At 70.1% G+C, this 17,685-nt stretch carries 16 protein-coding genes; 11 read left to right on the top strand and 5 right to left on the bottom strand.

The features are described from left to right. The first annotated feature begins 49 nt into the window (after positions 1 to 49). Both ACZ4TG_RS13570 and ACZ4TG_RS13565 read left to right on the top strand, forming a co-directional pair. Positions 50 to 370, top strand: coding sequence for a WXG100 family type VII secretion target (locus ACZ4TG_RS13570; protein ID WP_468162140.1), 321 nt, complete (start codon positions 50 to 52; stop codon positions 368 to 370). A 43-nt stretch (positions 371 to 413) separates the two neighbouring features. Beyond that, positions 414 to 722: a WXG100 family type VII secretion target gene (locus ACZ4TG_RS13565; RefSeq protein WP_468162139.1), complete on the top strand. Its 309-nt coding sequence runs from the start codon at positions 414 to 416 to the stop codon at positions 720 to 722. An 85-nt stretch (positions 723 to 807) separates the two neighbouring features. Here the strand turns inward: ACZ4TG_RS13565 and ACZ4TG_RS13560 are convergent, their stop codons facing one another. Continuing rightward, the gene (locus ACZ4TG_RS13560; protein WP_468162138.1) at positions 808 to 1,041 is read right to left on the bottom strand and encodes a DUF397 domain-containing protein; all 234 of its coding nucleotides are present in this window, start codon (positions 1,039 to 1,041) and stop codon (positions 808 to 810) included. A 144-nt stretch (positions 1,042 to 1,185) separates the two neighbouring features. Beyond that, the gene (eccCa, locus tag ACZ4TG_RS13555; protein WP_468162136.1) at positions 1,186 to 5,145 is read right to left on the bottom strand and encodes a type VII secretion protein EccCa; all 3,960 of its coding nucleotides are present in this window, start codon (positions 5,143 to 5,145) and stop codon (positions 1,186 to 1,188) included. Positions 5,146 to 5,352: 207 nt separating this feature from the next. On the opposite strand from eccCa, the gene eccD reads away from it, so the two are divergent. From eccD to ACZ4TG_RS13525, 6 genes are all read left to right on the top strand, one after another. Continuing rightward, a complete protein-coding gene (gene eccD / locus ACZ4TG_RS13550) occupies positions 5,353 to 6,867 on the top strand; it encodes a type VII secretion integral membrane protein EccD (protein WP_468162135.1) in 1,515 nt (504 codons plus the stop codon). A gap of 174 nt (positions 6,868 to 7,041) precedes the next feature. Then, positions 7,042 to 7,329, top strand: a complete 288-nt coding sequence (gene rpsO / locus ACZ4TG_RS13545) for a 30S ribosomal protein S15 (RefSeq protein WP_053683894.1) — start codon at positions 7,042 to 7,044, stop codon at positions 7,327 to 7,329. A 283-nt stretch (positions 7,330 to 7,612) separates the two neighbouring features. Next, entirely contained in the window at positions 7,613 to 9,859 is a 2,247-nt protein-coding gene (locus ACZ4TG_RS13540; RefSeq protein WP_468162690.1) for a polyribonucleotide nucleotidyltransferase, read from the top strand. Next, positions 9,856 to 11,235, top strand: a complete 1,380-nt coding sequence (locus ACZ4TG_RS13535; RefSeq protein WP_468162134.1) for a M16 family metallopeptidase — start codon at positions 9,856 to 9,858, stop codon at positions 11,233 to 11,235. Before ACZ4TG_RS13540 ends, ACZ4TG_RS13535 begins: the two co-directional genes overlap by 4 nt. Positions 11,236 to 11,308: 73 nt before the next feature. Continuing rightward, positions 11,309 to 12,064, top strand: a complete 756-nt coding sequence (gene dapB, locus ACZ4TG_RS13530) for a 4-hydroxy-tetrahydrodipicolinate reductase (protein WP_468162133.1) — start codon at positions 11,309 to 11,311, stop codon at positions 12,062 to 12,064. Between the two features lie 19 nt (positions 12,065 to 12,083). Continuing rightward, on the top strand, positions 12,084 to 12,536 hold the full coding sequence (locus tag ACZ4TG_RS13525; protein ID WP_468162132.1) for a hypothetical protein: 453 nt from the start codon (positions 12,084 to 12,086) through the stop codon (positions 12,534 to 12,536). Positions 12,537 to 12,570: 34 nt separating this feature from the next. Here the strand turns inward: ACZ4TG_RS13525 and ACZ4TG_RS13520 are convergent, their stop codons facing one another. Together ACZ4TG_RS13520 and ACZ4TG_RS13515 are read right to left on the bottom strand one after the other, a co-directional pair. Beyond that, positions 12,571 to 13,128 carry a PH domain-containing protein gene (locus ACZ4TG_RS13520; protein WP_468162131.1) on the bottom strand — a complete coding sequence of 186 codons (558 nt, stop codon included), beginning with the start codon at positions 13,126 to 13,128 and terminating at the stop codon, positions 12,571 to 12,573. 48 nt (positions 13,129 to 13,176) lie between these two features. Further along, positions 13,177 to 13,440, bottom strand: coding sequence for a hypothetical protein (locus tag ACZ4TG_RS13515; protein WP_468162130.1), 264 nt, complete (start codon positions 13,438 to 13,440; stop codon positions 13,177 to 13,179). A gap of 237 nt (positions 13,441 to 13,677) precedes the next feature. Here ACZ4TG_RS13515 and thyX point away from each other — a divergent pair, with 237 nt between their 5' ends. From thyX to ACZ4TG_RS13500, 3 genes are all read left to right on the top strand, one after another. Then, positions 13,678 to 14,418: an FAD-dependent thymidylate synthase gene (thyX, locus tag ACZ4TG_RS13510; protein ID WP_468162129.1), complete on the top strand. Its 741-nt coding sequence runs from the start codon at positions 13,678 to 13,680 to the stop codon at positions 14,416 to 14,418. Positions 14,419 to 14,618: 200 nt separating this feature from the next. Then, on the top strand, positions 14,619 to 15,518 hold the full coding sequence (gene dapA / locus ACZ4TG_RS13505) for a 4-hydroxy-tetrahydrodipicolinate synthase (RefSeq protein WP_468162128.1): 900 nt from the start codon (positions 14,619 to 14,621) through the stop codon (positions 15,516 to 15,518). A 114-nt stretch (positions 15,519 to 15,632) separates the two neighbouring features. After that, positions 15,633 to 17,318: a ribonuclease J gene (locus tag ACZ4TG_RS13500; protein ID WP_468162127.1), complete on the top strand. Its 1,686-nt coding sequence runs from the start codon at positions 15,633 to 15,635 to the stop codon at positions 17,316 to 17,318. Between the two features lie 138 nt (positions 17,319 to 17,456). Here the strand turns inward: ACZ4TG_RS13500 and ACZ4TG_RS13495 are convergent. After that, positions 17,457 to 17,685: hypothetical protein (locus ACZ4TG_RS13495; RefSeq protein ID WP_468162125.1), on the bottom strand; the 229-nt coding region annotated here is incomplete at its 5' end.

The raw sequence follows: 17,685 nt of genomic DNA, 5'->3' as shown, positions 1-17,685 counted from the left end.
CACGCAGTCCGCCGGTTCTGCCGGCGAATTGAGAAGTGAGGAGCTTCGGATGTCGAACAATTTCGGTCTCGCAGACGATCCGGTCGTCAAGGCGGCCGACAGGATCTCGGAAACGGCGCATGCCGTGACCAGGCAGTCCCGCGAACTGGCGGACATCGTCGCCACGGTGAGCGCGGGCTGGACGGGTGTGGGCGCGGGCGGCTTCGCCAAGGCCCAGGAGGACATCAACACGGACCACGACAAGATCCGCCGCCTGCTCGGTGTCCTGCACCACGCGGTGACGCAGACCAAGAACCTGAGCAACGCCCAGGACGAGGACGTGCGCGCCACCTTCGCCGCCGCCAACAAGTCCGGTCTGAACAACATCTGATTCGGCGTCGCAGCCCCGAGAGCCCCAGCGCAAGGAGTAGACCATGTCTGGAAACGCCGACCACACCAAGGTCCGGTATGAGACCGTCCAGCAGATGGCCGACCGCATCCGGATCGTCTCCGGCAACATCCTGAAGGACCTGAAGGAGATGGAGGCCGCGGTCAAGGTCGTCACCGACACCTGGGACGGTGAGGCCCACCGCGAGTACGTGACGCTCCAGACGAAGTACAAGGCCGCTGCCGACCACATGCAGAAGCAGCTGGAGACCGTCGCCCGTCTCATCGAGCAGGGCAAGGGCGACTACCGCGCCACCGACGTGAAGGCCTCGCGCCTGTTCACCGAGGCCTACTGAGCCCGGTACCCGCGCCTGCGCGCGGCCACGGGGCGCGCCCGCATCGCGGGCGCGCCCCGTTCGCGTATCCGGGGCCCGGCGGGCCTCAGCGGAGGTCGAACTCCCCGTCCCTGGCGCCGAGTACGAACGCCTCCCACTCGGCAGCCGTGTACCGCAGCACGGTCTCCCGGTCCAGCGAGGACCGCATCGCCACCGCGCCCTCGGGAAGCTTGGCGATCTCCACCCGCTCCTCGTCGGGGCTGCTCCCGGGCGGGCCCTCCCACTCGACGCCGCTGATGTCGAGCGCGTACAGCTCGTCCTTCTCCTGCTGGGACCCCATGGCGCGGCCTTCCCTTCGTACCGACTGCGGTGCAGCGTTCTGGACCGATTATCGGTGCCGGCGCCCCGGGCGGGGGAGCGATTCGATTTCTCGGCCCGCTGCCCGCCCGGTCCGCCGGCGGTCCGGGCGGCGGTCCGCCGGCCGTCACGCCCCGGAGGCCGGCAGCCGCCCGATCTGGACGAGCGACGTACCGCGCCTGCGCGAGGCGAAGTAACCCCGGCCCGGCGGCATCGGACGCGGCCGGACGCTGCCGATCAGGTCGCCCTCGGACGGATCGCCCGACAGCACCACACCCTGCGCCCCCAGCTCCTTGATCCGCTGCATGAAGGGCTCGTACAGCGAACGCGAGGCACCCGCGGAGCTGCGCGCGATGATGAAGCGCACGCCCGTGTCCCGGGCGAACGGCAGGAACTCCACCAGCGCCGACAGCGGATTGCCCTGGCTGGTCGCGACCAGGTCGTAGTCGTCGATGATGATGAACACGTCCGGGCCCGTCCACCAGCTGCGGTCGCGCAGCTGCTGGGGGGTGACGTCGTTCGGCGGCTGGCGCCGGGAGAAGACCCCGACCAGCGCCTCCATGTGCATCTGCAGGGAGTTCGCCATCGGCGCGTACTCCAGCAGGTGCTGCTCCGGCAGGGCGCCGAGCAGACCGCGCCGGAAGTCGCCGACCACCAGCTTGGCCTGGTCCGGGCTGTACCGGTCGGCGATCTGCTGCGCGATGAGCCGCAGCAGGTTCGTCTTGCCGGACTCGCTCTCGCCGAACACCAGGAAGAAGGGGTCCGTCTCGAAGTCGACGAACACCGGCTCCAGGTCGGTCTCACCGATGCCGATCGCGATCCCGTGCGCGGGGAACTCCCCGCCCTTGGGCAGCTGGTCGGAGTGGAGCAGCCGCGGCAGCAGCCGTACGCCGGGAGCCGCCGAACCCGTCCAGCCCGACTTCACCGACGCCACGAACGAGGCGGTGGCCTCCGACAGGTCCTCCGCGTCGTGCGAGCCGTCGGTCCGCGGCAGCGCGCCCAGGAAGTGCAGCTTCTCCGGCACCTGACCGCGGCCCGGCATCCCCGTCGGGACGTTCGCCGCGACCCGCCGGTCGAACTCCGAGTCCATGACGTCGCCGAGCCGCAGCTCCAGCCGGCTCAGCATCTGGTCCTTCAGCGCCGCCCGGACCTCCATGTACCGCGCCGCCGTCACCACCACGTGGATGCCGTACCCCAGCCCGCGGGCCGCGATGTCCGTGACCACCGGCTCCAGGCCCTCGTACTCGCCGCGGAAACCGCCCCACCCGTCGACGACCAGGAACACGTCGCCCCACGCCTCGCCGGGCAGCTCGCCCGCCGCGCGCCGCCGCCGGAAGGTGGCGATCGAGTCGATGCCGTTGGCGCGGAAGAACTCCTCGCGCCGGTTCAGGATCCCGACCACCTCCGCGACCGTACGGCGGACCCGCTCCGGGTCCAGCCGCGAGGCGATCCCGCCCACGTGCGGCAGCTCCGCGATCGAGGACAGGCTGCCGCCACCGAAGTCCAGCCCGTAGAACTGCACCTCGCGCGGGGTGTGGGTCAGCGCGAACGAGGAGATCAGCGTCCGCATCAGCGTCGACTTGCCCGACTGCGGACCGCCCACGACCATCATGTGGCCCGCCGCACCCGAGAAGTCCCGGTACAGCACCTCGCGCCGCTGCTCGAACGGCTTGTCGATGAGGCCGAGCGGTACGACGAGCCCGCCGGGCCGCGTGTACCCCTGCGCGTGCAGTCCGCGCTCCGCCGACACCGCCAGCGCGGGCAGCAGCTGGTCCAGCGGCGGAGCCTGGTCGAGCGGCGGCAGCCACACCTGGTGCGCCGGCACCCCCTGCCCCTCCAGCCGTCCCACGATCACGTCCAGCACCGTGTCCGCCAGCGCGTCGTCCCCCTGCGAGGCCTGCGCCGCCAGGTACGCCGGGTCCGGAGCCGCGTAGACCACCGGCACGGGCGCCGCCGTGAACAGCGCGGGCCGCCGCTCCACGGGGAACAGCCCCACCGACAGGTCCGGCCCGCCCGACCGGTAGGTACCCGAGACGTACGCCGCCTTGAAGCGGGTCATCTCGTCCGTACCGAACTTCAGGTAGCCCGAACCGGGCACCGACGGCAGGTGGTACGCGTCCGGCACACCGATCGCCGTCCTCGACTCCGCCGCCGAGAAGGTCCGCAGACCGATCCGGTACGACAGGTACGTGTCCAGCCCGCGCAGCTTGCCCTCCTCCAGGCGCTGCGAGGCCAGCAACAGGTGCACACCCAGCGAACGGCCGATGCGGCCGATCTGGATGAACATGTCGATGAAGTCCGGCTTGGCCGTCAGGAGCTCCGAGAACTCGTCGATGACCAGCACCAGCGAGGCCAGCGGCTCCAGCGGCGCACCGGCCGCGCGGGCCTTCTCGTAGTCGTGGATGTTCGCGTAGTTGCCCGCCGAGCGCAGCAGCTCCTGGCGGCGCTGGAGCTCACCGCGGATCGAGTCGCCCATGCGGTCCACGAGCGTGAGGTCGTCCGCCAGGTTGGTGATGACCGCCGCCACGTGCGGCATCTGCCCCATGCCCGTGAAGGTCGCACCGCCCTTGAAGTCCGCGAGGACGAAGTTCAGCGTCTCGGAGGTGTGCGTGACCGCCAGACCCAGCACCAGCGTGCGCAGCAGCTCCGACTTGCCGGAACCGGTCGCACCCACGCACAGGCCGTGCGGGCCCATGCCCTCCTGCGCCGCCTCCTTGAGGTCCAGCATGACCGGGGCGCCGTCCTCGCCGACACCGATCGGCACGCGCAGCCGCTCGCCGGCCGACCGCGGCCGCCAGGTCCGCGCCACGTCGACCGCGGCCGCGTCGCCCAGGTTCAGCAGGTCCGTGAAGTCCAGATTGGCCAGCAGGGGCTCGTCGTCGTCCCCGCCGCCCGTGCGCAGCGGCGCCAGCTGCCGGGCCAGCGCCTCCGCCGCGGGCAGCGACAGGGTGTCGGGCACGCCCTCGTACGCGATGCCCGCGCCCGACTCCAGCCGCAGCCGGCCCGGCCGCACCACGACCGACAGCCCGCCGCGCGGCTCGTCCAGCTCACCCGCGACCACCTCGACGATGGTCACGCCCTGCAGCCCCTCGGCCGCCGCGAACACCGAATCCGGCGGCACCATCCCGCCGTCGAGCACGACGACCAGGTGCGGCTGGTCCAGCACCGGGGAAACCTCCCGGCTGAACCGCGGCCGCCCCTCCAGCCGGGAGCCCAGCAGCCCCTCCAGCTCGGCCAGGTCGTCGCCGAACAGCCGCTTCGTACCGGCCCCGTCGACCTGCCCGGGCACCTGCGCGTGCGGCAGCCACTTCGTCCAGTCCCACGAGGGCACGGCACCCGGCGAGGCGACCACGGCCACCATCAGGTCCTCGGGGGAGTGCAGCGTCGCCAGCTGCGCCACCAGGGCCCGCGCCGCCCCGCGCACCGACTCCGGCTCGCCGGACACCGTCACGTGGTAGAACGCCCGGATCGACACCGCCACCGGCAGCCCCTCCAGCGAGGAGTGCACCTTCAGGAAGCGCTGCATCGCACCCGCCGTCAGCGGCTCCAGCTCGTCCACCGGCGCCGTGTCCGGCGCCACCAGCGCAGTCGCCAGCCGCTGCGCGCCCAGCCCCAGCCGGGCCTGCCCGAAGTCGCCGTCGCCGACCCGCCGTTCCCACAGCCGCGAGCCCTCCGCCACCACCGACCACAACTGCTCGGGGGCCGGGTGCAGGTACAACTGCGCGTCGCGCTGCGCCCGCGCGGTCCTGCGCACCTGACGGCGGGTCTGCGCCAGGTACTTGAGGTAGTCCCGGCGCACGTCGGCCATTTGCCCCTGCGTACCGCGCCGGTAGCGCACCAGCTGGGCGATCACCATGCCCACCGTCGACGCCAGCATCAGCACGCCCATGATGCGCATGAAGGGCGCCGCACCCGGCATGAAGAAGAAGACGACCGAGGAGCCCATGCCGAGCATCGGCAGGAGCTGCATCAGCATGCCCTCCTGCTGCCCGCGCGGAAGTTCCGGCGGTGCCTCCAGCCTCAGGTCGTCCGAAGGGACTTCGGGCGGCAGCGACCGGGGCGGGCGTTTGACGACGATCTGGCTCACCGGAGCATCAATCCCTCGAAAACGGACGGGACGTCGCAACCGGCGCCCCCAAGTCCCGGACACGAAGGGGGTCTCCTCCGCGCGACGGTGATCCTACTTGCCGACAGTCCGCCATACGCCCGGTAGGGTGGCGCGCGCAGCATGCGCAACCGCGAATCCGTCCTCGCACTCGCAGTGCCGGACACGCCAACCAGGGGGGTCACACAGGTGAGTACGGCCGCAACGACGGGCTTCTGCAGGGTCACCGTCGTGGCCCCGGACAGCCGGATAGACGTAGCCCTCCCCGAGGACATCGCCGTCGCCGACGTCTACCCCGAACTGCTGCGCCTCACCGGCCAGACCCAGCCCGTCGGCGCACCGACCGGCTTCCACCTCGTACGCCGCTCCGGCACCGTCCTCGACGGCGCCCGCACCCTCGCCGCCCAGCAGGTCCTCGACGGCGAGGTGCTCAGCCTGCGCCCCTTCGCCGACTCCCTGCCGCCCGCCGTCTTCGACGACGTCTCCGACGCCGTCGCCTCGGCCGTCGTCCGCGACCGCCACCGCTGGAGCGACGACATGCTGCGCGGCGCGGGCCTGGCCGGCGCGTTCGTCCTGCTCGTCCTGCTCGGCTTCGTCCTCTGGTACGCCGACCCGGTCCGCCACGACATGCACAGCCTGCCCGGCGTCATCGCCGGAGCCGTCGGCGTGCTCCTCACCGCCGCCGCCGGCGTGCGCGCCCGGGTCTACGCGGACCGCGGCTCCGCCGTCGCCCTCGGCCTCGCGGCCCTCCCGCACCTGCTGATCGCCGGCTCCGGCATCATCGCCCCCGCCGCCGGCCACGGACCGGGCCGCCTCCAGTTCCTCCTCGGCTGCGTCTGCGCCCTCGTCGCGGCCGTCGCCCTCGTGGCACTCACCCCGAACGGCGACGCCCCCTTCGTCGCGGCCACCTTCCTCGCCGCCACCGGCACCCTCGCCACCTTCGGAGCCATCGCCTCCGAGGGTTCCGCGACCGCCACCGCCGCCGTCTGCGCCCCCGCGGCCATCGGCCTCGTCGCGTTCCTCCCCGGCCTCTCCGCCCGCTTCGCCCGGCTCCCCATCGGCTACGCGGCCCCGCAGAGCTCGGTCGAGGTCTACGAGACCCCGGACCGGTACGAGACCCAGCCCTACGGCGACCCGGCCGACCCCGCCGCCGAGATCCAGCACGACCCGGCCGCCTCCCTCGACGCCGAGGCCATCGCCGCCCAGGCCCGCCGCGGCCACGAGATGCTGCTGGGCCTGGTCGGCGGCTGCGCCGCCGTCGCCGTGGGCTCCGCCGCCGTCCTCGGCTTCTCCGACAACACCTGGGGCCGGCTGCTCGCCCTGGCCGCCGGCCTGGCGATGCTGCTGCGCGCCCGGCTCTTCCGCTACACCTCGCAGGTCGTGTGCACCCTGGTCGCCGGGCTCGCCTCCGTCGGACTGCTGATCCTGGGCCTGGCCCTGCACCCGCCCGTCGACCTCGTCGCGGAGCTCCTGCGCTACCACGACCGCGGCGGCCTGGACCTCCGTACGATCTGGCTGTCGGCCGCCGTCGCCGCCGGAGCGGTCCTGCTCACCGGAATTGCGCTTGTCATCCCCCGCAAGGGCCTGTCACCCTTCTGGGGAAGGCTGCTCGACCTCACCGAGGCCGCGGTACTGCTCAGCCTGGTCCCGCTGACCCTGGCCGTGCTGGACGTCTACTCCCGGGCCCGCGCTCTCACCAGCTGAGACTGCCGGGACCCGGCAGCCTGGTACGCTGTGTGACGGCCGTTTGTGTACGCGCCCCCGGAGATCCTCTGGAGGCTGCGCTCAGCGGACCCCGCCTCCCGAGTCACGGAAGATCCCCAGAGAATTCGACCTGGGGCACTCGGTGGCAACGAAGACCTATTACGAGGAGTACGCGTGCCGCTCGACGCCGCAACGAAGAAGCAGCTCATCGAAGAATTTGGTGCCAAGGAGGGCGACACCGGCTCCCCCGAGGTCCAGGTCGCGATGCTGTCCCGCCGCATCTCGGACCTGACCGAGCACCTCAAGACCCACAAGCACGACCACCACTCCCGTCGTGGTCTGCTGATCCTGGTCGGCCAGCGTCGCCGCCTGCTGCAGTACCTGGCCAAGAAGGACATCCAGCGCTTCCGTACGCTGGTCGAGCGCCTCGGCATCCGCCGCGGTGCGGCCGGCGCCAAGTAAAGACGCTGTGAAGGGAGCGGTTCCCACACCGATGGGGCCGCTCCCTTTGCTGTACGTGCGCGACGTACCGGACGCTTTGTAGTCTGGAACCACGTGCACAACTGAAGAGGAGGAGCGCCCTCCCACGCCGCCGGTCCTCGGTAGTGGCATCCGGAAAGCCCAGAGAGGGCTACGAACCGGGTGCTTCGATCGAAGACCGGCCCGCACGCCAGGAGCGCTTCTCCGCAACCGTCGGTCACCACACGGGTGGCCGACGGAGACGACGAAAATGGAGAAAACGCTAGTGGAGAACGAGACCCACTACGCCGAGGCCGTCATTGACAACGGTTCCTTCGGCACCCGCACCATCCGCTTCGAGACGGGCCGTCTGGCCCGCCAGGCCGCCGGCTCCGCCGTTGCCTACCTGGACGACGACACGATGGTGCTGTCCGCCACCACCGCGTCGAAGAAGCCCAAGGACCAGCTCGACTTCTTCCCCCTGACGGTGGACGTCGAGGAGCGGCAGTACGCGGCCGGCAAGATCCCCGGCTCCTTCTTCCGCCGCGAGGGCCGCCCCTCCGAGGACGCGATCCTCACCTGCCGCCTGATCGACCGCCCGCTGCGCCCGTCCTTCAAGAAGGGCCTGCGCAACGAGATCCAGGTCGTCGCCACGATCATGGCGCTCAACCCCGACCACCTGTACGACGTCGTGGCGATCAACGCCGCCTCCGCGTCCACCCAGCTGGCCGGTCTGCCCTTCTCCGGCCCGATCGGCGGCGTCCGCGTCGCGCTGATCCGCGGCCAGTGGGTCGCCTTCCCGACGCACACCGAGCTCGAGGACGCCGTCTTCGACATGGTCGTCGCGGGCCGCGCCCTGGAGGACGGCGACGTCGCGATCATGATGGTCGAGGCCGAGGCCACCGAGAAGACCATCGCCCTCGTCAAGGGCGGCGCCGAGGCGCCGACCGAGGAGATCGTCGCCGCGGGCCTCGAGGCCGCGAAGCCGTTCATCAAGGTCCTCTGCAAGGCCCAGGCCGACCTGGCCGCCAAGGCCGCCAAGCCCGAGGGCGAGTTCCCGGTCTTCCTGGACTACCAGGACGACGTGTACGAGGCCCTCGCGGCCGCCGTCAAGGGCGAGCTCTCCCAGGCGCTGACCATCGCGGGCAAGCAGGACCGCGAGGCCGAGCTGGACCGCGTCAAGGAGATCGCCGCCGAGAAGCTCCTCCCGGCCTTCGAAGGCCGCGAGAAGGAGATCTCCGCCGCCTACCGCAGCCTGACCAAGGCCCTGGTGCGCGAGCGCGTCATCAAGGACAAGGTCCGCATCGACGGCCGCGGGATCACGGACATCCGTACCCTCGCCGCCGAGGTCGAGGCCATCCCGCGCGTGCACGGCTCGGCGCTGTTCGAGCGTGGCGAGACCCAGATCCTGGGCGTCACCACCCTCAACATGCTCCGCATGGAGCAGCAGCTGGACACCCTCTCCCCGGTGACCCGCAAGCGCTACATGCACAACTACAACTTCCCGCCGTACTCCGTCGGCGAGACCGGCCGCGTCGGTTCGCCGAAGCGCCGCGAGATCGGCCACGGCGCGCTCGCCGAGCGCGCGATCGTGCCGGTCCTCCCGACCCGCGAGGAGTTCCCCTACGCGATCCGCCAGGTGTCCGAGGCCCTCGGCTCCAACGGTTCGACGTCCATGGGCTCGGTCTGCGCCTCGACCATGTCGCTGCTGAACGCCGGTGTGCCCCTCAAGGCCCCCGTCGCCGGTATCGCCATGGGCCTGATCTCCCAGGAGATCGACGGCAAGACCCACTACGTCGCCCTCACCGACATCCTCGGTGCGGAGGACGCCTTCGGCGACATGGACTTCAAGGTCGCCGGCACCAAGGAGTTCGTCACCGCGCTCCAGCTGGACACCAAGCTCGACGGCATCCCGGCCTCCGTCCTGGCCGCCGCCCTCAAGCAGGCCCGCGACGCCCGCCTCCACATCCTCGACGTGATGATGGAAGCGATCGACACGCCGGACGAGATGTCCCCCAACGCCCCGCGGATCATCACCGTCAAGATCCCCGTGGACAAGATCGGTGAGGTCATCGGCCCCAAGGGCAAGATGATCAACCAGATCCAGGAGGACACCGGCGCCGAGATCACGATCGAGGACGACGGCACCATCTACATCGGTGCCGCCGACGGCCCGGCCGCCGAGGCCGCCCGCGCCACGATCAACGCGATCGCCAACCCGACCATGCCGGAGGTCGGCGAGCGCTACCTGGGTACGGTCGTCAAGACCACCACCTTCGGTGCCTTCGTCTCCCTCATGCCCGGCAAGGACGGTCTGCTGCACATCTCGCAGATCCGCAAGCTCGCCGGTGGCAAGCGCGTGGAGAACGTCGAGGACGTCGTCGCGGTCGGCACCAAGGTGCAGGTCGAGATCGCCGAGATCGACTCCCGCGGCAAGCTCTCCCTGATCCCCGTGATCGAGGGCGAGGCCGCCACCGAGTCCGACAGCGGCTCCGCCGCGGGCTCCGCTGACAAGGACGACTCCGACAAGTGACGTCGCGTAGTTCCCGTGTGACGGCCCGCCCCTCTTCGGAGGGGCGGGCCGTCGCCCGTACCCAAACCCTGCTCAAGGGGCAGAACGGCATCGGCACCGTCCGGCGCACGGTCCTCCCCGGCGGACTGCGCATCGTCACCGAGACGCTGCCCTCCGTCCGCTCCGCCACCTTCGGGATCTGGGCGCACGTGGGCTCCCGCGACGAGACGCCCACGCTGAACGGCGCCACGCACTACCTGGAGCACCTCCTCTTCAAGGGCACCCACAAGCGCAGTGCCCTCGACATCTCCTCCGCGATCGACGCGGTCGGCGGCGAGATGAACGCCTTCACGGCGAAGGAGTACACCTGCTACTACGCGCGGGTGCTCGACACCGACCTGCCGCTGGCCATCGACGTGGTCTGCGACATGCTCACCGGCTCGCTGATCCGCGAGGAGGACGTCGACGCCGAGCGCGGCGTGATCCTCGAAGAGATCGCGATGACCGAGGACGACCCGGGCGACGTGGTCCACGACCTGTTCGCGCAGACCATGTACGGAGACACCCCCCTGGGGCGTCCCGTCCTCGGCACCGTCGACACGATCAACGCCCTCGGCGCCGACCGGATCCGCCGCTTCTACAAGAAGCACTACGACCCGACCCACCTGGTCGTGGCCGCCGCCGGAAACGTCGACCACAACAAGGTCGTACGCCAGGTCCGCGCCGCCTTCGAGAAGGCCGGCGCGCTGACCCGCACCGACGCCGAGCCGATCGGCCCGCGCACCGGCACCAAGCGGATCCGCACCTCCGGCCGCGTCGACCTGGTCGGCCGCAAGACCGAGCAGGCCCACGTGGTCCTCGGCATGCCGGGCCTGGCCCGCACCGACGAGCGCCGCTGGGCACTGGGCGTGCTGAACACCGCCCTCGGCGGAGGCATGTCCTCGCGCCTCTTCCAGGAGGTCCGCGAGAAGCGCGGCCTGGCCTACAGCGTGTACTCGTACACCTCGGGCTTCGCCGACACCGGCCTGTTCGGCGTCTACGCGGGCTGCCGGCCCAACCAGATCCACGACGTGCTGCGGATCTGCCGCGACGAGCTCGACAAGGTCGCCTCGGAAGGGCTCACGGACGAGGAGATCCGGCGGGCCATCGGCCAGCTGTCCGGCTCCACCGTCCTCGGCCTGGAGGACACCGGCGCGATCATGAACCGGATCGGCAAGAGCGAGCTGTGCTGGGGCGACCAGATGTCCGTCGACGACATGCTGGGCCGGATCGCGTCCGTGACCCCGGACGACGTCCGCTCGGTCGCACAGGATGTACTGGCCCAGAGGCCGTCGCTCGCGGTGATCGGCCCGCTGAAGGAGAAGCAGGCCGCACGCCTCGACGAAGCGGTGGCCTGAGACCCGGACACCTCGGGGGCGGGCACCGGCCGCCGGCCGGTGCCCGGCCCGTACGACAAGGAAGCGAAGAAGCATGAGCAGCAAGCTGCGGGTAGCGGTTCTCGGCGCCCAGGGCCGCATCGGCTCCGAGGCGGTCAAGGCCGTCGAGGCCGCCGAGGACATGGAGCTGGTGGCCGCCCTCGGGCGCGGCGACAAGCTGGAGACGCTGGCCGAGGCCGGCGCGCAGGTCGCGGTCGAGCTGACCACCCCCGCCTCCGTCATGGAGAACCTGGACTTCCTCATCCGCCACGGGATCCACGCGGTGGTCGGCACCACCGGCTGGAACGAGGACCGTCTGGCGCAGCTGGACACCTGGCTGGCCGGCTCCCCGGAGACCGGGGTGCTGATCGCCCCGAACTTCTCCATCGGCGCCGTCCTCACCATGAAGTTCGCCGCTCAGGCCGCCCGCTACTTCGAGTCCGTCGAGGTCGTCGAGCTGCACCACCCCAACAAGGTCGACGCCCCCTCCGGCACGGCGACCCGTACGGCGCAGCTCATCGCGGCCGCCCGTGCGGAAGCCGGCCTGGGCGCCCAGCCCGACGCCACCGCCACCGCCCTCGACGGCGCCCGCGGCGCCGACGTCGACGGCGTCCCGGTGCACGCCATCCGCCTCCGCGGCCTGCTGGCGCACCAGGAGGTGCTCCTCGGCGGTGAGGGCGAGACCCTCACGATCCGTCACGACTCCCTGCACCACAGCAGCTTCATGCCGGGCATCCTGCTCGGCGCCCGCCGCGTGACGCAGACCCCGGGCCTCACCTTCGGCCTGGAAAACTTCCTCGACCTCGGCTGATGAGCAGGCAGTAGTACCCATGCGCGCGAAGATCACGTACTTCCTCACGGCCGCCGTCCTGGTCGTCTACTTCGTCCTGGTCGGCAGCCGGGGCCTGATGCTGATCCGGCACGGTACCTGGCTCACCGTCACCTTCGGTGTGGCCGTGCTGATCCTGCCGGTGATCGGCGTCTGGTTCCTCTGGAAGAACACCCAGTTCGTCACCAAGGCCAACCAGCTCGCGGCCGAGCTGGAGGCCGAGGGCGCCCTGCCCGTGGACGAGCTGGAGCGGGACCAGTACGGCCGGATCCTGCGGGACTCCGCCGACGAGGTCTTCGCGCGCCGCAAGGCCGAGACCGAGGACGCGCCGGGGGACTGGCGCAGCTGGTTCCGGCTCGCCGTCGCCTACCACGACGCCCGCGACACCCCGCGGGCGCGCAAGGCCATGCAGCGGGCGATCGCCCTGCACGACGGAAAGCCCGTACAGGCCTGAATCCCGTACGGGCTCCCCGTGCGCTCGGCGTGACTCAGGCGGGCACGGCCCGGTACTCGTCGGCCCAGGCCTCCACCGTCCCCGCAGCGCGGTCGAAAGCCTCGCTCCGGGCCAGGAAATCGGCGTTGTGGTCGGTCATCAGCACCGGCAGCGCGGAGCCGCCGTGCCCGGACGCCGTCAGCGCCTGGCCCTGCACGGTCCTCGGCAGGCCGAGCCAGCGCACCGGCTGCTGCACCGTGCGGATGCGGTCGATCTCGCTCCAGGCGACCGAGCGCGTCCCGAAGAACGTCACCCGGCGCAGCCCCTTGCGGCTCACCCAGACGCCCGTGACGAGCATGCGCAGGGACGCGCCGATCACGGCGAGCGCGGCGGCCAGACAGACGCCCGCCCCCGCCCACGTGCCCGCGAAGGCGATGATCATCGTGGCCAGCAGCATGAAGGCGGACAGCAGGAGCAGTACGGCCGCGGCGGCGACCCGCCACGGGCCGGGCCGGTAGGGCCGGCGCCAGCGGTCGGGATCGTCGTGCGGGAGGGTTTCTTCTTCTTCGTGCGCGTCGAATACGCCGTCGGCCGTCAAGAAGGGCAGGGGCACGGCTGGACCTCACTCACATGCACGTTCGGTTGGGCTGTGCCCGTGAGGCTACCGCCCCTCGGACGCCTCCGACTGCTGTGACTTCTGGGGCGCCTTGTGCGGCTGCAGTGCGGGCATGCCGAAGAGCAGCGATCCCACGAGCCCCGCTACCACGGTCAGTCCGACCAGCGTACGGGCGGCGATCTGGGTCTTGCCCAGGCGCTCGCGCGGCGGTGGAGTGACGTTACTGCGGAATCGGTCGGCCTCGGCGACGAAGGCGAACGGGACGGACGAGGAGGTACCTCCCGGCGGAAGCTGGGGGCGGCGGAACATGGGAGCGACTCTCCTCACGGTCAGGGCCGGGGCGCGGCGGTGAAGGGCGGGCTGCGTTCTCTACGTAGGACGTCCGAGGGGCCCAATCGGTGCCGCAAATCGGAACATTAACCAAATTTTTTGGCAGTCCGTCAGCTGTACGGGTGGTCCTGGCGCCGAGTGGGCCTGCGAAGCGAGAGGTGCCCGGCGCCGTAGAGTGGGCGCGCCCCAGGTAATACCCGTTCGGAAGGACCCCCGGTGAGCGAGAACGCCGCTTCAGACCTGAAACCCAGCTTCCGCAGTGATGTGACGGTGGAGCTGGTGAAGCACTCCGCCGCCGACTCCGACGTGCTGTGGGCCGCCCGTGTCTCCACGGCCGGCGAGCAGTCCCTGGAGGAGCTCCAGAAGGACCCGGAGCGCTCCAAGGGCCTCATCAACTACCTGATGCGGGACCGCCACGGCAGCCCCTTCGAGCACAACTCGATGACCTTCTTCATCAGCGCCCCGATCTTCGTGTTCCGCGAGTTCATGCGGCACCGCGTCGGCTGGTCCTACAACGAGGAATCCGGCCGCTACAGGGAGCTCGAGCCGGTCTTCTACGTGCCGGACTCCGAGCGCAAGCTGGTCCAGCAGGGCCGCCCGGGCAAGTACGTGTTCGTCGAGGGCACGGCGGCGCAGCAGGAGCTGACCGGCCGGGTCATGGAGGACTCGTACCGCCAGGCCTACGAGGCCTACCAGGAGATGCTGGCGGCGGGCGTGGCCCGGGAGGTTGCCCGTTCGGTCCTGCCGGTCGGTCTTTTCTCGTCGATGTACGCCACCTGCAACGCGCGCTCGCTCATGCACTTCCTCGGACTGCGTACGCAGCACGAGCTGGCGGCCACCCCGTCCTTCCCGCAGCGGGAGATCGAGATGGTCGGCGAGAAGATGGAGCGGCACTGGGCGGAGCTCATGCCGCTCACGTACGCGGCCTTCAACACCAACGGACGCGTTGCGCCGTAAGGCCAGGAACGCCCTGGACGTACACATGTGCGGAAGCAAGTCCCAAGTGTCCGTATTGCGGCGTTTCGTAAAGTTCATCTAGGCTGATCAAACGGACCCGGCACTGCTTGAACCCCCGAGCAGGCAGTGCCGGGCTCCAACACTCGGTTCACGTCCCCCGAGGGGACACCGCGAGCGTGGCAGCGAGTAGCGTGTTACCCATGGCTCCGATCTCGACTCCGCAGACCCCCTTCGGGCGGGTCCTCACCGCCATGATCACGCCGTTTACGGCGGATGGCGCACTCGACCTCGACGGCGCGCAGCGGCTCGCCGTCCACCTGGTGGACGCAGGCAACGACGGCCTGATCATCAACGGCACCACCGGTGAGTCGCCGACCACCACCGACGCGGAGAAAAACGACCTCGTACGAGCCGTGCTCGAAGCCGTCGGAGACCGGGCCCACGTGGTCGCGGGCATCGGCACGAACGACACCCGGCACACCCTCGAGCTCGCCCGCCAGGCCGAGCGCACCGGCGCCCACGGCCTGCTCGCCGTGACCCCGTACTACAGCAAGCCGCCGCAGGAGGGCCTGTACCGGCACTTCACGGCCATCGCGGACGCCACCGAGCTGCCGGTCATGCTCTACGACATCCCCGGCCGCAGTGGTGTCCCGATCAACACCGAAACGCTCGTCCGGCTGGCCGAGCACCCCCGTATCGTTGCCAACAAGGACGCCAAGGGTGACCTCGGCCGCGCCAGCTGGGCCATCGCCCAGAGCGGCCTGGCCTGGTACTCCGGCGACGACATGCTGAACCTGCCGCTCCTGTCGGTGGGCGCGGTCGGCTTCGTCTCCGTGGTAAGTCATGTGGTCACCCCCGAGCTGCGCGCCATGCTGGACGCCCACCTCGGCGGGGACGTCCAGAAGGCCACCGAGATCCACCAGAAGCTGCTCCCCGTGTTCACCGGCATGTTCCGCACCCAGGGCGTGATCACGACCAAGGGCGCACTGAACCTGCAGGGACTGCCCGCGGGCCCGCTGCGGCTGCCGCTGATCGAGCTGACCGCCGAAGAGGCGGCACAGCTCAAGATCGATCTTGCGGCCGGCGGGGTACAGCTCTGACAACAGACTTCACAAATGAATAAGCAAGACCAAAACAGACAAAAGCAAGTGCACGAATGACATGCGCGCCACGTGCCTTACGAGGTACGTGGCGTGTGTGGTGAGGAGATACTTTTGAGCCATCCGCATCCTGAACTCGGTCCGCCGCCGAAGCTCCCCAAGGGCGGCCTCCGGGTCACCCCCCTGGGCGGCCTCGGTGAGATCGGCCGCAACATGACCGTCTTCGAGTTCGACGGCCGCCTGCTGATCGTCGACTGCGGCGTTCTCTTCCCCGAGGAGGAGCAGCCGGGCATCGACCTGATCCTGCCGGACTTCTCGTCCATCCGGGACCGCCTCGACGACATCGACGGCATCGTGCTCACGCACGGTCACGAGGACCACATCGGCGCCGTCCCGTACCTCCTGCGGGAGAAGCCGGACATCCCGCTGATCGGCTCCAAGCTGACGCTGGCCCTCATCGAGGCGAAGCTCCAGGAGCACCGCATCCGCCCCTACACCCTTGAGGTGAAGGAAGGCGAGCGCGAGAACCTCGGCCCCTTCGACTGCGAGTTCATCGCCGTCAACCACTCCATCCCCGACGCCCTGGCCGTCGCGATCCGGACCCCCGCGGGCCTGGTCGTGGCCACCGGCGACTTCAAGATGGACCAGCTCCCGCTGGACAAGCGCCTCACCGACCTGCACGCCTTCGCGCGTCTGAGCGAGGAGGGCATCGACCTCCTCCTCTCGGACTCGACGAACGCCGAGGTCCCGGGCTTCGTCCCGCCCGAGCGCGAGATCTCCAACGTCCTGCGCACGGTCTTCGCGAACGCCCACAACCGGATCATCGTGGCCAGCTTCGCCAGCCACGTGCACCGCATCCAGCAGATCCTCGACGCCGCCCACGAGTACGGCCGCCGGGTCGCCTTCGTCGGCCGCTCGATGGTCCGCAACATGGGCATCGCCCGCGACCTGGGCTACCTGAAGGTCCCGGCCGGCCTCGTCGTGGACGTCAAGACCCTCGACGACCTGCCTGCCCACGAGGTCGTCCTCGTCTGCACGGGTTCCCAGGGCGAGCCGATGGCGGCCCTGTCCCGCATGGCGAACCGCGACCACCAGATCCGGATCGTCCCCGGCGACACCGTGATCCTGGCGTCGTCCCTGATCCCGGGCAACGAGAACGCGGTCTACCGCGTGATCAACGGCCTGACCCGATGGGGCGCCAACGTCGTCCACAAGGGCAACGCCAAGGTGCACGTCTCCGGACACGCCTCCGCGGGCGAGCTGCTGTACTTCTACAACATCTGCAAGCCGCGGAACCTGATGCCGGTCCACGGCGAATGGCGCCACCTGCGCGCCAACGCCGAGCTGGGCGCCCTGACGGGCGTCCCGAAGGACCGGATCGTCATCGCCGAGGACGGCGTGGTCGTCGACCTGATCGACGGCAAGGCCCGGATCTCCGGCAAGGTCCAGGCCGGCTACGTGTACGTGGACGGCCTCTCGGTCGGCGATGTCACGGAGTCCTCGCTGAAGGACCGCCGCATCCTCGGCGACGAGGGCATCATCTCGGTCTACGTCGTGGTCGACAGCACCACGGGCAAGGTCGTCAGCGGCCCGAACATCCAGGCCCGCGGCTCCGGCATCGACGACGGGGCCTTCGGCCCGGTCATCGCGAAGATCGAGGAAGCCATCGCCCGCGCCGCCTCCGACGGCGTGGCGGAGCCGCACCAGATCCAGCAGCTCATCCGCCGCACGATGGGCAAGTGGGTGTCGGACAGCTACCGCCGCCGCCCGATGATCCTCCCGGTCGTCGTCGAGGTCTGACCCTCGCCGTAGCGACCTCACCGGAGCGGGGCAACCGGATTTGCATCCGGGGGCCCCGCTCCAGTACGTTTACGTCCCTACCTCGTACGGCATCCCGGCACACACGTGTGTCCGGTCAGCCATGCGAGTGGGTGGGAATCAAGCACTCAGGGAGACCTGATAAAGTCTGATCCACCCGAAAGGGAAAGACCCTCCAACGGTCACCGAATTCAAATCCAAGTCACTGCGGCTTTCGAGAAGCAGAACGCGGAAATGATCTGGTAGAGTTGGAATCGCCGGAAAGGGAAACGCGAAAGCGAAGAACTGGAAAGCGAAACCCGCTTCGACCGGGAATCGGACACGAAAGAGTCTGATAGAGTCGGAAACG

This window comes from Streptomyces sp. NPDC028314, from assembly GCF_055565795.1.
Note: the sequence above shows the minus strand (reverse complement) of the source record. Positions and strands in the feature narration are given on the sequence as shown.